This window comes from Burkholderia cepacia, assembly GCF_001718835.1.
GTDB classification, from domain to species: Bacteria; Pseudomonadota; Gammaproteobacteria; order Burkholderiales; family Burkholderiaceae; genus Burkholderia; species Burkholderia cepacia_F.
Genome location: NZ_CP013443.1, coordinates 924,146 through 939,747, shown reverse-complemented (window position 1 = coordinate 939,747; position 15,602 = coordinate 924,146). Strand labels below are relative to the sequence as shown.

Below are 15,602 nucleotides of genomic sequence, written 5' to 3'. Positions count from 1 at the left end.
ATGACTTCAATCACCGATTCGTTGTCGAAGCCGCTCGCCGACGCGCCGAAGCCCGCTGCCGCCGCGCGTGCGGCGGCCCCTTTCGCGCTCGGCCTGCCGCCCCGTCCCGCGCTGCTGTCGCGCCGCGCGTGGCTCGCGCTGATCGCGCTGTGCATCGCAATCGGCATCGGCGTGCCGCTTGCCGCGCTCGTCGTGCCCGAGTCGAGCGCACTCCATCTGTCCGCCTACGCGATGACGCTCGCCGGCAAGCTGATGTGCTACGCGATCGCCGCACTCGCGCTCGATCTCGTGTGGGGCTACTGCGGGATCCTGAGCCTCGGCCACGGGCTGTTCTTCGCGCTCGGCGGTTATGCGATCGGCATGTACCTGATGCGCGAGATCGGCCGCGACGGCAAGTACGGCAGCGACCTGCCCGACTTCATGGTGTTTCTCGACTGGCACCAGTTGCCGTGGTACTGGAGCGGTACGCAGCATCTCGCGTGGGCGCTCGCGCTCGTCGTACTCGTGCCGGCCGTGCTCGCGTGGGTGTTCGGCTTCTTCACGTTCCGCTCACGCGTGAAAGGCGTGTACCTGTCGATCATCACGCAGGCGCTGACGTTCGCCGCGATGCTGCTGTTCTTTCGCAACGAGACGGGTTTCGGCGGCAACAACGGCTTCACCGACTTCAAGCGCATCGCGGGCTTCGCGATCACGTCGCCCGGCACGCGCACGGTGCTGTTGCTGTTGACGTTCGCGACGCTCGTGCTCGCGTTCATCGCCGCCCGCGCGATCGTCACCAGCAAGCTCGGGCGCGTGGTCACCGCGGTGCGCGACGGCGAGACGCGACTGATGTTCCTCGGCTACAGCCCGCTCGCGTACAAGCTGTTCGTGTGGACCGTGTCGGCCGTGCTGTGCGGCATCGCGGGCGCGCTGTACGTGCCGCAGGTCGGCATCATCAACCCCGGCGAGATGTCGCCCGGCAACTCGATCGAGATGGCGATCTGGGTCGCGGTGGGCGGGCGCGGCACGCTGATCGGGCCGATCGTCGGCGCGTTCGCGGTAAACGGCGCGAAGAGCCTGTTTACCGCCTACTTCGCCGAATACTGGCTGTTCTTCCTCGGCCTGATCTTCGTGCTCGTGCCGCTGCTGCTGCCGCGCGGGATCATGGGCCTCGTCGAAACCGTGCTCGAGAAGGGGAAGCGCGCATGAACGGAACGGCTCTCTACCAGTTCACGCCGCCGCCCGAGGACGAGCTGCTGGCCGTCAGCGGCACGGCATCGATGGGGCGCGTGGTGCCGCCGGGCATCGACACGTCGCACGGCACGATCCTCTACCTCGAGGATATCGAGGTGAGCTTCGACGGCTTCCGCGCGCTGAGGAAGCTGTCGCTCGCGATCGACGCGGGCGAGCTGCGCTGCGTGATCGGCCCGAACGGTGCGGGCAAGACGACGATGATGGACGTGATTACCGGCAAGACGCGACCCGATGCGGGCAAGGTGTTTCTCGGCCAGACCCTCGACCTCGCGCGCATGAACGAGCCCGAGATCGCGCGCGCAGGCATCGGCCGCAAGTTCCAGAAGCCGACCGTGTTCGAGCAGCATCCGGTGTGGGAAAACCTCGAGCTCGCGATGCAGACCGACAAGGGCTGGCTCGCGTCGCTGCGCGCGCGGCTCGACCGCACCGCGCAGGCGAAGATCGAGGAGACGCTCGCGCTGATCGGCCTCGAAAGTGACGCGTATCGCGCGGCGGGCGAGCTGTCGCACGGGCAGAAGCAGCGGCTCGAGATCGGCATGCTGCTGATGCAGCGTCCCGCTCTCCTGCTGCTCGACGAACCGGCGGCCGGGATGACCGACCACGAGACGATGGAGCTCGCCGAGCTGCTGAACACGCTGCGCGGCACCTGCTCGATGATGGTCGTCGAGCACGACATGGAATTCGTCGCGGCGCTCGCGGGCGAGTCGGGCCGCGTGACGGTGATGGCCGAAGGCGCGGTCCTCGCGCAAGGCACCCTCGACCAGGTCAAGCGCGACGACGCGGTGATCGAGTCTTATCTCGGACGTTGATGCGATGCTGAAGATCGAAGCACTGAACCAGTACTACGGCGGCAGCCATATCCTGCGCGACGTGAGCCTCGCCGCCGACGACGGCAAGCTCACCGTGCTGCTCGGCCGCAACGGCGTCGGCAAGAGCACGCTGCTGCGCTGCCTGATGGGCGTCGTCGCCGCGAAGAGCGGCAGCGTGTCGTGGCGCGGCACCGCGCTCGATGCAATGCCGCCGTATGCGCGCGTCGCGGCCGGGCTCGCGTACGTGCCGCAAGGCCGCGACATCTTTCCGCGGCTCACCGTCGAGGAGAACCTGCTGGTCGGCGCGGCGAGCCGCAAGGCGCCGTCGAAGGTGCCCGACCGCATCTACGACCTGTTCCCGGTGCTGAAGGACATGCGCACGCGGCACGGCGGCGACCTGTCGGGCGGCCAGCAGCAGCAGCTCGCGATCGGCCGCGCGCTGATGAGCGAGCCGCAGTTGCTGATCCTCGACGAGCCCACCGAAGGCATCCAGCCGTCGATCATCCAGGACATCGGCCGCACGCTGCGGCAGCTCGTCGACGAAGCGCGGATGACCGTGCTGCTCGTCGAGCAGTATTACGACTTCGCGCAATCGATCGCGGACAGCTACTGGGTGATGAGCCGCGGCGAGGTCATAGCGGGCGGCGATGCGAAGGACATGGAAACGAACGGCGTGCGCGAGCTGATCGCGGTGTAGCAAGCGGCGCCGGATCGCGGTTGCGGCGGCAGGTTTCAGTGAAATGACGTGTTTCAGCATTTGTTGAACGCCACGCTTTCAATGAAGGCGGCGCCGGGATTATTGTTCCGGTAGCATCCACGTTCCCCGCGTCCGTTTCCCGTGCCCCGCCTGCCGATGTCCGCCCCCGATTCTCACGCCCCGCTGTCCCGCCCCGCCGTCGCCAAGTCGTGGCGCGGCCGCCTCGAACTCGGCTTCGAGCGGCACGGCGCGCGCACCACACTTGCACATCGACTGCACGATGGCCCGTTGCGCGTGCAGCGGTCGCTGTACCCGGAAGGCGACGCGATCTGCCATGCGGTGATCGTCCACCCGCCGGGTGGCGTCGCGGGCGGCGACCGGCTCGGCATCGACATCGCGCTCGGCAGCGGCACGCATGCGGTTCTGACGACGCCCGGCGCGACCAAGTGGTACAAGTCGAACGGCCTCGACGCGACGCAGCGCATCGGCATCGCGGTCGGCGACCACGCGAAGCTCGACTGGCTGCCGCAGAACAACCTGTTCTTCGATGCATCGCATGCGTCGCTCGATTTCACGGTGACGATCGGCGCGGGCGCGAGCGCGATCGGCTGGGACGCGACGCAGCTCGGCCGGCAGGCGGCCGGCGAAACCTGGTCGGCCGGCCGCATCGCGTCGACCTCGGCGCTCGTCGATGCCGACGGTCGGCCGCTGTGGACCGAACGCGCGCTGCTCGATGCGCACGATCCGCTGCGCGGCGCGCTGCAGGGCCTCGCAGGCTTTCCGGTGTACGGCACGTTGTGGGCCGCCGGCGCCGCATGCGACGCCGCGCTCGCCGAATCGCTCGCCGCGCGGATGCCGTTCGATGCCACGCTGCGTACGGGCGCGACCTGCGTGACGCCCGGCGTCGTGCTGGTGCGCGCGCTGTCGACGTCGATGGAGGCGCTGCAACGCCACTTCATCGACTGCTGGCTGCATCTGCGGCCGATCGTGCACGGCGTCGACGCACGGCCGCTGCGCCTCTGGCAAACCTGACCCCGCCCGCCCGAACGCCCCATTTCGGCGCAGCGCTGCACCCGGCGGTGCACGCCGCGGATGCACCGCGCACCACGAACGCACATCCGGCGCCGTTCCGCGAGCATGGCACGCGCCTTGCTGCTTACATAACCGATACACACGGCACGCCGGATGATGCGGTGCTACGATGAAATCGCGCTTCTGCACGGCGGCAGTGCACCGAGAAACAATTACGTTTTCCTGAACGTTTGCCTTCATGAAACTGACTCCACGAGAGAAGGACAAGCTGCTGATCTTCACGGCGGCGCTGCTGGCCGAGCGCCGTCGCGCACGCGGCCTGAAGCTCAACTATCCGGAGGCAGTCGCCTTCATCACCGCCGCGCTGATGGAAGCCGCGCGCGACGGCAGGACGGTCGCCGAGGTGATGCACTACGGCACGACGCTGCTCACGCGCGACGACGTGATGGAAGGCGTGCCGGAGATGATCCCCGACATCCAGGTCGAGGCGACCTTCCCCGACGGCACGAAGCTCGTGACCGTCCACCACCCGATTCCGTGACCGACCGAGGCAGCACGCATGATCCCCGGCGAAATCCTCACCGACGACGGCGAACACGAACTGAACGCAGGCCGCGCGACGCTCGCGCTCGTCGTCGCGAACACCGGCGACCGCCCGGTGCAGGTCGGCTCGCACTACCACTTCTTCGAAGTCAACGATGCGCTGGCGTTCGATCGCGCGGCCGCGCGCGGCTTCCGCCTGAACATCGCGGCCGGCACCGCCGTGCGCTTCGAGCCGGGCCAGACGCGCACCGTCGAGCTGGTCGCGCTCGCGGGCGATCGCGCCGTCTACGGTTTTCAGGGCAAGGTGATGGGGCCGCTGTAAGCCGCGCCCCGCTCTTCAGGAACAGCACATGACATTACGCTTGAGCCGCCGCGCGTACGCGGAAATGTTCGGGCCGACGACGGGCGACCGCGTCCGGCTGGCCGATACCGAACTGCTGATCGAGATCGAACGCGATTACACGACCTACGGCGAGGAAGTGAAATTCGGCGGCGGGAAGGTGATCCGCGACGGCATGGGCCAGTCGCAGCGCGTGGCCGCCGACGTGCCCGACACGATCATCACCAACGCGGTGATCCTCGATCACTGGGGCATCGTGAAGGCCGACATCGCCATCAAGCACGGCCGCATCGCCGCGATCGGCAAGGCCGGCAATCCCGACATCCAGCCCGGCGTGACGATCGCGATCGGCGCCGCGACCGAAGTGATCGCCGGCGAAGGGCTGATCGTGACGGCCGGCGGCATCGACACGCACATCCACTTCATCAGCCCGCAGCAGATCGACGAGGCGCTCGCGTCGGGCGTCACGACGATGCTCGGCGGCGGCACGGGGCCCGCCACCGGCACCAACGCGACGACCTGCACGCCGGGCCCGTGGCACATGGAGCGGATGCTGCAGGCCGCCGACGGCTGGCCGATCAACCTCGGGTTCCTCGGCAAGGGCAACGCGAGCCTGCCGCAGCCGCTCGTCGAGCAGATCGCGGCCGGCGCGATCGGGCTGAAGCTGCACGAGGACTGGGGCACGACGCCCGCGGCGATCGACAATTGCCTGTCGGTCGCCGACGACACCGACACCCAGGTCGCGATCCACACCGATACGCTGAACGAAGGCGGCTTCGTCGAATCGACGGTCGCCGCGTTCAAGGGCCGCACGATCCACACGTACCACACCGAAGGCGCGGGCGGCGGCCATGCGCCCGACATCCTGAAGGTGTGCGGCGAGGCGAACGTGCTGCCGTCGTCGACCAACCCGACGCGCCCTTACACGATCAACACGCTCGACGAGCACCTCGACATGCTGATGGTGTGCCATCACCTCGATCCGTCGATCGCCGAGGATCTCGCGTTCGCCGAATCGCGCATTCGCCGCGAGACGATCGCGGCCGAGGACATCCTGCACGATCTCGGCGCGCTGTCGATGCTGTCGTCCGACTCGCAGGCGATGGGCCGCGTCGGCGAGGTGATCATCCGCACCTGGCAGACCGCGCACAAGATGAAGGTGCAGCGCGGCGCGCTGCCGGAAGACGGCACGCGCAACGACAACTTCCGCGCGAAGCGCTACGTCGCGAAGTACACGATCAACCCGGCGCTCACGCACGGCATCGCGCACGAAGTCGGTTCGATCGAACCCGGCAAGTGGGCCGACCTCGTGCTGTGGGAGCCCGCGTTCTTCGGGATCAAGCCGTCGATGATCCTGAAGGGCGGGATGATCGCGATGGCGCAGATGGGCGACCCGAACGCGTCGATCCCGACGCCGCAGCCGGTCCACTATCGCGAGATGTTCGCGACGCGCGGCGGTGCACTCGCGCGCACGTCGCTCACCTTCGTGTCGCAGATGGCCGCCGACGCGGGCATCGCCGAACGCTACGGGCTCGCGAAGCGGATCGTGCCCGTGCGCAACTGCCGCAACGTGACGAAGGCCGACATGATCCACAACGCGTGGCGCCCGTCGATCAGCGTCGATCCCGAAACCTACGACGTGATCGCCGACGGCCAGTTGCTCACCTGCGAGCCGGCCACGGTGCTGCCGATGGCGCAGCGTTATTTCCTGTTCTGATTGCCGGTTTCCGGTTCCAGTTTCATGCGCACTCTCGACAAACGCATTGCCCCGAACGTGAAACTCGCCGCGTCGCTCGTCGCGCGCGCGCCGACGCTCACGCTCGCCTACGACGCCCGCTGCAGGAGCCGCCTCGCGGCGACGCTCGACACCGGTGAAGAGGTTGCTGTGCTGCTGCCGCGCGGCACGATCCTGCGCGACGGCGACGTGCTCGTCGCCGACGACGGCGCGCTCGTGCGCATCGCCGCGGCCGCCGAAACCGTGCTGCGCGTGCGCGCGGCCGATCCGCTCACGCTGATGCGTGCCGCGTATCACCTCGGCAACCGTCATACGCCGGTCGAGATCGGCGACGGCTACCTGAAGCTCGAGGCCGACCCGGTGCTCGCGGACATGCTGCGCCGGCTCGGCACACAGGTCGAGGAAACGCAAGCGCCGTTCCAGCCGGAAGCCGGCGCGTACGGCGGCGGACACAAGCACGGGCACGATGCGACGTTCGCCGAGGATTACGCGCTTGCGCAGCAGGTGTTCGGCGAGCATCACGGCCACTCGCACTCGCACTCGCACTCGCACGATCACGATCACGATCATCAGCATGGTCCCGGATGCACGCACGGCCACGACCATGACCACCACTGAACTCGTCGCGCTGCTGCATCTCGCGTCGCCGGCGCTGCCGATCGGCGCGTACAGCTATTCGCAGGGCCTCGAAGCCGCGCTCGACGCGAACCTGATCCACGACGCCGATTCCGCGCGCGACTGGATCGCCAGCGGCCTGACCGACGTGCTCGCGCACGGCGAGCTGCCGTTCCTCTCGCACCAGCTCGCGCGCTGGCATGCGCACGACACGCACGCGCTCGTCGCCGAAAATGCATGGTTCGTCGCGAGCCGCGAATCGGCGGAACTGCGCCGCGAAACCGAACAGATGGGCTGGTCGCTCGCGCAACTGTGCGCGTCGCTCGACTGGGGCGATGCCGCTCGCCGCGCGACGCTCGCGGCAATGTCGCCGATCGCGCTGCCGACCGCATTCGCGTACGCGGCCGCCGCGCACGCCGCGAGCGCCGACGCCGTGCTCGCCGCGTACGCATTCGGCTGGGTCGAGAACCAGACGTCCGCCGCGCTGAAGGCCGTGCCGCTCGGCCAGCTCGCCGGGCAACGCATCATCGTCGCGCTGCGCGGCGCGATCGACGCGGCCGTGCGCCGCGCGCTCGCGACGCCGCCCGATGTGCCGTCAACACGTTCGCGCCGCAGCTCGGCATCCTGTCCGCACGGCACGAAACCCAGTATTCGCGGTTGTTCCGCTCCTGAACCCGACACACGCCATGAACGCACCCGCCCCCGCCCCCTCCCGTCGCACGAAGAAACTGCCGCCGCTACGCGTCGGCATCGGCGGCCCCGTCGGCTCCGGCAAAACCACGCTGCTCGAAATGCTGTGCAAGGCGATGCGCGAGCGCTACGACCTCGTCGCGATCACCAACGACATCTATACGAAGGAAGACCAGCGGCTGCTGACGGTTGCCGGTGCGCTGCCCGAGGAGCGCATCATGGGCGTCGAGACGGGCGGCTGCCCGCACACGGCGATCCGCGAGGATGCGTCGATCAACCTCGAGGCCGTCGACCGGATGCTGTCACGCTTTCCCGACGCCGACATCGTGTTCATCGAATCGGGCGGCGACAATCTCGCGGCGACCTTCAGCCCCGAGCTGTCGGACCTGACGATCTACGTGATCGACGTCGCGGGCGGCGAGAAGATTCCGCGCAAGGGCGGCCCCGGCATCACGAAGTCCGACCTGCTCGTGATCAACAAGACGGATCTCGCGCCGCTGGTCGGCGCGAACCTCGACGTGATGGCGTCCGACACGAAGAAGATGCGCGGCGAGCGGCCCTACGTGATGACGAACCTGAAGGCGCTCGAAGGCGTCGCGGACGTGATCGCGTTCATCGAGAAGAAGGGTTTGCTGACGGTGTGAGCGAAGGCGGCGGCACGCGCTCGCCGAAGTGAAAGCGCGCCGCGCCGTGCCCTACTCGTCCTGCATCTCGGGCGCGTCGTTCCCGGCGGCCGGCAGCAGCGCGGCGAGCACGTCGACCGTGCGCGCGGTCGCGCCGCGGTGACGCGAAGCGAACGCCGCGCCGGCCGCACCCATCGCGATGCGCCGCGCGTTGTCGGCAAACAGCGCGTCGAGCACGTGCGCGAGATCCGCGGGGTCCTGCACCTGCTGCGCCGCGCCGGCCGCGACCGCATCGGCGGTCGCCTGCGTGAAGTTGAACACGTGCTTCCCGATCAGTACCGGCACGCCGACCGCGCACGCTTCGATCAGGTTCTGTCCGCCGAGCGGCAGCAGGCTGCCGCCGATGAACGCGATGTCGGCGGCCGCGTAATACGCGCCGAGCTCGCCCATCGAATCGCCGAGCAGCACCGTCACGTCGGCCGGCAACCGCGCCGCCGCCGGCTGGCCGGCCGCGAGTGCCGCCGCGTCGGCCGCCCATGCGGAACGTCGCACGCACTTGAGCCCGTTGCGCTCGACGAGCGCCTCGACTTCGGCGAAACGCTGCGGATGACGCGGCACGAGCACCAGCAGCGCACCGGGCGTACGCATCGCGGCGAACGCCTGCAGCACCAGCGCCTCCTCGTTCTCGCGCGTGCTCGCGGCGACCCACACCGGCCGCGCGCCGATCGCATCGCGCCACGCATGGCCGCGCGCGGCAAGCTCCGGCGGCGTCGTCATGTCGAACTTCAGGTTGCCGAGCACGGTCACGTTGCGCGCGCCGAGCGACGTCAGCCGCTCCGCATCGGCCGGGCTCTGCGCGAGCACGCGCGAGAAGCCGCCGAACACGTCGCGCGTCGCCGCGCCGAACTTCGCCGCGCGCCGGAACGAACGCGCGGACATCCGCGCATTGGTCAGCACCAGCGGCACGTCCGCGCGGCGGCACTCGTCGATCAGCGTGGGCCACACCTCGGTTTCCATCACGAGGCCGAGCGTCGGCCGCCACGCACGCAGGAAGCGCCGCACCGCGCCGGGCATGTCGTACGGCAGGTAACAGCGCAGCACGCGATCGCCGAAGATCTGTTCGCCGGTCGCGCGGCCGCTCGGCGTCATGTGCGTGAGCAGGATGCGCGCATCGGGACGCGCGCGCATCAGCGCGTCGATCAGCGGCTGCGCGGCGCGCGTCTCGCCGACCGACACCGCATGCACCCAGATCAGCGGCGCGCGGTCGTCGCGCGAGCGGCCCGCCACGTGGCCGAAACGTTCGGCGATATGCTCGCGGTAGCCGCGCTCCTTGCGCGAGCGCACGTAGAGACGGATGACCGCGGCCGGCGCGACGAGCCACCACAGCGCGCGATAGATCACCCGCAGCATGCGGCGCCCCTCGTGTTGTTTCGGAGAAGAGGTGCGCTCAAACCAGCGCCCTGCCCTTCAGGCGTTCGAGAATGCCGAGCGGTGCGCATTCGCGGCGGACCATCGCGTCGACCGGCAGGAAGAAGGTCTGTTCGAGCATGAACTGGCCGGACATCACAGCGTGCGAAGTCTGATCCGAGAAACATATCCACACGCAGCCCGGCGGGAACGGCATCGTCTCCTGCGGGCTCGTCTTCTGGTAGTCGAGATCGGCCTTCATGCTGTCGTGCAGGTTCAGCATCAGGTGGTCGTACGCGCTGCGCGGCGACTTCGTCACGTGCAGCAGGTTCAGCAGCCACGCGGCACCCGGCAGCTGCGGCTTGATGCGCGGCAGGAAGCGCTTCGCGACGTCCTCGAACGGCTCGCCGACGCGCCACACGCGCGGCACGCCGGCCGGGTTCACGTTCGTGAACACGCGCAGGATGCGCTCGCCGTAGTTGGGCCGCGACGGGAACGCGTCGACGTGCAGCCGGCTGTCGTCCTTGCGCCAGGATGTCTGGCGCGTCTCGACCTGCATCAGCCGCAGGCTCGTCGGCGCGACGCGCAGCTTGCCGCGGTATTCGGGGAAGAGGCCGTCGACGAGCGTGCCGGCCTGCTGCTGGAAGCGCGCGACGAGCGCGCGCACCGCCGACTGCGTGACGCTGTCGCCGAGCACGCCGGCGAGCGCGCCGCCGTTCGGCGCGAGGCTGATGTTCTTGCGTTTCGGGTCGGCGAGCGCCGGATCGAGCAGCGCTTCCTCGCCGCCTTCGATCGCGAAGCGCAGGTGCGGGAAATACAGCACCTTGCCTTCCTCGACGGCGGCCAGCAGCTGTTCGCGCGGCGCCGACAGGTTGTGTCCGCTCCAGTCGGCGGACGGGACTTCGATGATCTGGGATTCGCTCATGATCGGTTCGCTTGGGTTCGCGCGGGTTCGTGCCGGTTCGTGCCTATGGCGGGCGTTACAGGAGACCGAAGCCCGCGAGCGCCGACTTCACCTGCGCGATCGACGGGGGTTGCCCCGCCGTGCCGAGATTGACGACGTCCGGCGACCAGTAGCCGCCGGTCCGCCAGGCCGTCGCGAAATTGTACAGTTCGACCGTCGGACGCTTCAGCGCCGCCGCGATGTGAACCAGACCTGTATCAACCCCGACGGTGGCGGCCGCGCCGTCGATCAGGCCGACCACCGCCGGCAGCGACAGCTTCGGCGGCACGATCGCCGCCGCGCCGAATTCCTTCGCGAGCCGCTCGCTGGTCGCCCGCTCCGCGTCGTTGCCCCACGGCAGCACGAGCGACGCGCCGCGCCGCACGAGCGCCTGGCCGAGCTCGATCCACGCGGCGTCCGGCCACTGCTTGTCGGCACGCGACGTCGCGTGGACGAACACCACGTACGGCACCGGCAGGTTCAGGCCGAGCGCGGCCACCGCGAGCGCCGCCGCACGCGTATCGAGGCCGAAGTCGACCGGATCGGCCGGCGTCGGCGCCGGGTCGCCCAGCGCGGCCGCGACGAGTTGCCGCGAGCGCTCGACGACATGCGTGCGCGGCGCGATCGGCACCCGCTTGCGGTAGAAGAAACGCACGGGCCACTCGTAGCCGGCGCCGTCGGTGCGGTTGCCGAGCCCGACCAGCGGGCCGCGTGCCCAGCTCGCGACCCAGGCCGTCTTGATGAGCCCCTGGCAATCGATCACGAGGTCGTACTGCTCGGCCGCGAGGCGCTGGCGGAACGCGCGGATCTCGCGCCACGTGGCGCCCGAGAACGGCTTCTTGCGCCAGCGGCGCAGCGAAAACGGCAGCACGTTGCGCACGCCGTCGACGAGCTTCACGAGGTCGACGAAGCTTTCCTCGACGAGCCAGTCGATCTGCGCATCGGAGTGGCGGCGCCGGATATCGGCGATCACCGGCATGTTGTGCACGACGTCGCCCAGCGACGACACGCGCACGATCAGGATCTTTTGCACGCTGAAAAAACGCCGGCAGGCAGCCGGCGACAGGCATAAAGACGCGATTTTATCGCGCCCGGCCGCCCCGACCGGCAAAAAGCGGCGCCCGCGTTGCGCGTGCGCCGCTTTTCGGGGGAGCGGCCCTGGAAACGCGAAGCGGCGAACGCGCCGCCGCCCGCGTTCAGAACGGCAGCTTGACGTCCGGCTTCGCGGCCGTCAGCACGCGGCGGAAGTCCGCCTGGATGCGCTCGAGCCCTTCCTGCGTCTCGGCTTCGAAACGCATCACGACGACCGGCGTCGTGTTCGACGAACGCGCGAGGCCGAAACCGTCCGGGTACTCGACACGCAGGCCGTCGATCGTCACGACTTCCTCGGCGCCGTCGAACTTCGCCTCTTTCTGCAGCTTGTCGATCAGGCGGAAGTTCTCGCCTTCGTCGAGCCAGAGTTGCAGTTCGGGCGTGCTCATCGCGTCCGGCAGGCTGTTGAGCAGTGCGCTCGGGTCGGCCGTCTTCGCGAGGATCTCGAGCAGGCGCGCGCCCGTGTAGAGGCCGTCGTCGAAGCCGTACCAGCGATCCTTGAAGAACACGTGGCCGCTCATTTCACCGGCGAGCGGCGCACCCGTCTCGCGCAGCTTCGCCTTCACGAGCGAGTGGCCCGTCTTCCACATCAGCGGCTCGCCGCCCTTCGACTTCACCCATTGCGCGAGGTGGCGCGTGCACTTCACGTCATAGATGATCTGCGCGCCCGGGTTGCGCGACAGCACTTCTTCCGCGAACAGCATCAGCTGGCGGTCCGGATAAATGATCCGGCCGTCCTTCGTGACGACGCCCAGGCGGTCGCCGTCGCCGTCGAACGCGAAGCCGATCTCGGCGTCGGTGTCCTTCAGCGCCTGGATCACGTCCTGCAGGTTTTCCGGGTGGGCGGGATCGGGGTGGTGGTTCGGGAACGTGCCGTCGATGTCGGTGAAGCGCTCGACGAGTTCGCAGCCGAGCGCCTTGAACAGGCGCGTCGCGAGCGGGCCGGCCACGCCGTTGCCGGCGTCGACGACGAGCTTCATCGGACGGGCCGGCTTGATGTCGCCGACGATGCGCGCGATGTACTGGTCGGCCACGTCGACCTGTTCGTACGAGCCGCTGCCCGTCTCGAAGCGCTCGTCGACGATGCGGCGGTACAGCGCCTGGATCTGCTCGCCGTAGATCGCGGCGCCGCGCAGCACCATCTTGAAACCGTTGTAGTCGGGCGGGTTGTGGCTGCCCGTGACGACGATGCACGAATCGACGCGGCGCTCGCCGTCCTTCAGCGCGAGCGGCACGTTCGCCGCGAAATAGCCGACCGGCGTGGGCACCATGCCGACGTCGACGACGTCGACGCCCGCCGCACGCAGGCCGTCGGCAAGCGCGCCGACGAGCTCCGGCCCCGACAGGCGGCCGTCGCGCGCGACGACGACCGCATCGCCGCCCTGCGCGCGCACTTCGCTGCCGAAGGCCCGGCCGATCCCGCGCGCCGTGTCGGTGTCGAGCGTCTTGCCGACCACGCCACGAATGTCATATGCCTTGAAGATGGATTGGGAGATCATCGATTCTCTTCTCTCAGTTGCCTGCATGGAAAACGTTGGCCGCCTCGTCGCCGGCGCCGGGCCTCGCGCCCGGGGCTTGCCCGGATGGGCCGCGATGGCGGGAGCGATCCCGAACCAACTTATAATCGCGGGTTTCGATGACGCGCATGCCGCCCATTTTAATGCCTAGCCGTCCCGTCGCCGCAACGCGCCCGCCTGCCGGCGCCGTTGCGCCCTTCCGACGCGCGCGCCGGCGCGGCGCGCCATGCTGAAGCGCTTCGGCAACCCGGACGTCGCGAAGGCCGTCGCGAATCTCGTCTGGCTGGGGCTCGAACGGCTCACGCAGATCGGCGTCGCGATCGCGATCAGCGGCCTGCTGGCCCGTTATTTCGGGCCGGATGTGTTCGGCAAATGGCAGTATGCGAATACGCTCCTCCTGGTACTGGCGCCGCTCACCTGGGTGTGCGGCGCGGAAATCCTCGTCCCGACCATCGTCCAGCGCCCGCCCGCCCAGCTCGGCGCGGTACTCGGCAGCGCATTCGCGCTGCGCATCGCCGTCTCCGCCGCCGCGCTCGTCGCGACCTGGATCGCGATCGCCGCGGGCGCCTTCGATCCGCTGGTCGGCGCGATGCTCGCGGGCCTGGCGGTCACGATGGTGTTCCGCGAGCCGTTCGTCGGCGTCATCAACGCGTGGCTGCAGAGCATGACCTACAGCAAGCCGCAGCTCGTCACCAGCATGGTCACCGCGCTGGCGAAGGCGCTGCTCGTCTGGCTGCTCGTCCGCGCGGCCGCGGGCCCCGCCCGCTTCGCGTGGCTGTGGGCGCTCGAGGCCGCCGCCATCGGCTTCGCGCTGATGCTGTACTACCGGCATCGTAACGGCGGCTCGCTCGGCTGGACGTTCGACAAGCCGCTGTTCAGGCACTTTGCCACGGCCGGCACCGTGTTCTGGCTCGGCCTCATCTGCATGTACCTGTTCCTGAAGCTCGACCGCCTGATGCTCGAGCGTCACGTGTCGTTCGCCGATCTCGGCCGCTACTCGGCCGCGCAGCAGCTCAACGAGAACTGGATCACGCTCGCGCTGATGCTCGCGCAGACGATCGCGCCCGCCTTCGTCTACCGCGTGCAGGACGTCGCGCGGCTGCGCCGCAACATCGTCCGGCTGATCGCGATGACGGCCGGCCTGATGACGGCCGGCGCGCTCGTGCTCGACGCCGCCGCCCCGCTGATCGTCGGCAAGGTGTTCGGCCACGGCTACGAGGCATCGGTCGACATCTTCCGCTGGGCGGTCTGGCTGTCGGTGCCGGCCGGCATCGAGGCGATAGGCAATCTTATCGTTCTCAAATATCAAGCAAAATTCGTATTGCTGTCGAAATGGCTGCTCGCGCTCGCGATCGCCGCGCTCGTCAACCTGTTCGCGATCCCGCGGCTCGGCCTGTACGGCGCGCTCGTCGGGCTGGCGGCCGGCTATCTCGCCGCCGCCGCCGTCAACTTTTATTACATCCGTTTCAAGCTGCGACCATGACGTCCCCTGATTGCCCGACCCCGCTCGACGACGTGGCCGTGCTGATGCCGGCCTACAACGGGCACGACGACGTCGTTCGGACCCTCGCATCGTTTCGCGAGGACACGCCCGTGCACGTGCTGATCGTCGATGACGGCAGCACGCCGCCAATCGTCGCGCCCGACCTGCCCGGCCTCACGATCGAGGTGCTGCGCATGCCGGAGAACGGCGGCATCGAACGCGCGCTCGCGGCCGGCATCGACGCGCTCGCCGCGCGCGGCTTTCGCTTCGCGGCGCGCATCGACGCGGGCGATCTCGCTGCGCCACAGCGCCTCGCGAAGGAGCGCGCGTATCTCGGCGCCCACCCGCGCGTGGCCTGCGTCGGCATGTGGACGCAGGTCGTGTCGCGCGCCGGCGAACCGCGCTTCATGCTGACGCCGCCCGCCGATCCGCGCATGCTGCGCCGCACGCGCTTTCTGCGCTCGCCGCTCGTGCATCCGTCGGTCATGCTGCGCATCGACGCCGTGCGCGAAGTGGGGAACTATCGCGCGAAATACCGTGCGGCCGAGGATCTCGATCTTTTCTTGCGGTTAATGCAACGCTACGATTGCGCGAACCTGCCGGAACTCGGCCTCTATTACGAACTGAACGAGGGCGGGATCAGTGCGACCAAGCGCCGGCGCCAGCTGGTGTCGACGCTCACGCTGCTGTTGAGCCACTTCAACGCGCTGAACCCGTACGACTGGGCCGGCCTCGCCAAGAACCTGCTGCATTTCGTGACGCCGTACCGTACGTTGCAGCGGATCAAGCAGACGCTGTTCGCCGCCCGGCCGTCCGCCTGACGCGTAGCCGGCGCTTTCGGCC

15 protein-coding genes and 1 pseudogene are annotated in these 15,602 nt (G+C 68.9%); 12 read left to right on the top strand and 4 right to left on the bottom strand.

What is annotated here, in order from left to right; all coding sequences use genetic code 11:
- The 10 genes and pseudogenes from urtC to ureG all read left to right on the top strand — a co-directional run bounded on the left by urtC (window position 1) and on the right by ureG (window position 8,338).
- On the top strand, window positions 1–1,188 hold the full coding sequence (urtC, locus tag WT26_RS07720) for an urea ABC transporter permease subunit UrtC (protein ID WP_059667455.1): 1,188 nt from the start codon (window positions 1–3) through the stop codon (window positions 1,186–1,188).
- A complete protein-coding gene (urtD, locus tag WT26_RS07715) occupies window positions 1,185–2,042 on the top strand; it encodes an urea ABC transporter ATP-binding protein UrtD (protein WP_059529354.1) in 858 nt (285 codons plus the stop codon). The genes urtC and urtD overlap by 4 nt, the downstream gene beginning before the upstream one ends.
- A gap of 4 nt (window positions 2,043–2,046) precedes the next feature.
- A complete protein-coding gene (gene urtE / locus WT26_RS07710; RefSeq protein WP_069272532.1) occupies window positions 2,047–2,739 on the top strand; it encodes an urea ABC transporter ATP-binding subunit UrtE in 693 nt (230 codons plus the stop codon).
- A gap of 156 nt (window positions 2,740–2,895) precedes the next feature.
- Complete coding sequence (locus tag WT26_RS07705; protein WP_069272531.1) at window positions 2,896–3,771, top strand: urease accessory protein UreD; 876 nt, start codon at window positions 2,896–2,898, stop codon at window positions 3,769–3,771.
- Window positions 3,772–4,009: 238 nt separating this feature from the next.
- Entirely contained in the window at window positions 4,010–4,312 is a 303-nt protein-coding gene (ureA, locus tag WT26_RS07700; protein WP_010091605.1) for an urease subunit gamma, read from the top strand.
- A gap of 18 nt (window positions 4,313–4,330) precedes the next feature.
- On the top strand, window positions 4,331–4,636 hold the full coding sequence (locus WT26_RS07695; RefSeq protein ID WP_069272530.1) for an urease subunit beta: 306 nt from the start codon (window positions 4,331–4,333) through the stop codon (window positions 4,634–4,636).
- Between the two features lie 28 nt (window positions 4,637–4,664).
- On the top strand, window positions 4,665–6,371 hold the full coding sequence (gene ureC / locus WT26_RS07690) for an urease subunit alpha (protein ID WP_059529341.1): 1,707 nt from the start codon (window positions 4,665–4,667) through the stop codon (window positions 6,369–6,371).
- A gap of 24 nt (window positions 6,372–6,395) precedes the next feature.
- Entirely contained in the window at window positions 6,396–7,007 is a 612-nt protein-coding gene (gene ureE / locus WT26_RS07685; protein WP_069272529.1) for an urease accessory protein UreE, read from the top strand.
- Window positions 6,994–7,676: pseudogene (locus WT26_RS35410) on the top strand (urease accessory protein UreF). Before ureE ends, WT26_RS35410 begins: the two are co-directional and overlap by 14 nt.
- A 14-nt stretch (window positions 7,677–7,690) precedes the next feature.
- Window positions 7,691–8,338, top strand: a complete 648-nt coding sequence (gene ureG, locus WT26_RS07675) for an urease accessory protein UreG (protein ID WP_059529335.1) — start codon at window positions 7,691–7,693, stop codon at window positions 8,336–8,338.
- Between the two features lie 51 nt (window positions 8,339–8,389).
- Here ureG and waaA read toward each other — a convergent pair whose 3' ends face one another.
- The 4 genes from waaA to WT26_RS07655 all read right to left on the bottom strand — a co-directional run bounded on the left by waaA (window position 8,390) and on the right by WT26_RS07655 (window position 13,258).
- Window positions 8,390–9,727: a lipid IV(A) 3-deoxy-D-manno-octulosonic acid transferase gene (gene waaA / locus WT26_RS07670; RefSeq protein ID WP_069272527.1), complete on the bottom strand. Its 1,338-nt coding sequence runs from the start codon at window positions 9,725–9,727 to the stop codon at window positions 8,390–8,392.
- Window positions 9,728–9,764: 37 nt separating this feature from the next.
- Window positions 9,765–10,649: a Kdo hydroxylase family protein gene (locus tag WT26_RS07665; protein ID WP_021161704.1), complete on the bottom strand. Its 885-nt coding sequence runs from the start codon at window positions 10,647–10,649 to the stop codon at window positions 9,765–9,767.
- A gap of 55 nt (window positions 10,650–10,704) precedes the next feature.
- Entirely contained in the window at window positions 10,705–11,700 is a 996-nt protein-coding gene (gene waaC, locus WT26_RS07660) for a lipopolysaccharide heptosyltransferase I (protein ID WP_069272526.1), read from the bottom strand.
- A gap of 163 nt (window positions 11,701–11,863) precedes the next feature.
- Entirely contained in the window at window positions 11,864–13,258 is a 1,395-nt protein-coding gene (locus tag WT26_RS07655; protein WP_069272525.1) for a phosphomannomutase/phosphoglucomutase, read from the bottom strand.
- 244 nt (window positions 13,259–13,502) lie between these two features.
- Between WT26_RS07655 and WT26_RS07650 the strand changes: the two genes are divergently transcribed.
- Both WT26_RS07650 and WT26_RS07645 read left to right on the top strand, forming a co-directional pair.
- On the top strand, window positions 13,503–14,759 hold the full coding sequence (locus WT26_RS07650) for a lipopolysaccharide biosynthesis protein (RefSeq protein ID WP_059529321.1): 1,257 nt from the start codon (window positions 13,503–13,505) through the stop codon (window positions 14,757–14,759).
- Complete coding sequence (locus WT26_RS07645) at window positions 14,756–15,580, top strand: glycosyltransferase (RefSeq protein WP_059529318.1); 825 nt, start codon at window positions 14,756–14,758, stop codon at window positions 15,578–15,580. Before WT26_RS07650 ends, WT26_RS07645 begins: the two co-directional genes overlap by 4 nt.
- Window positions 15,581–15,602 lie beyond the last annotated feature (22 nt).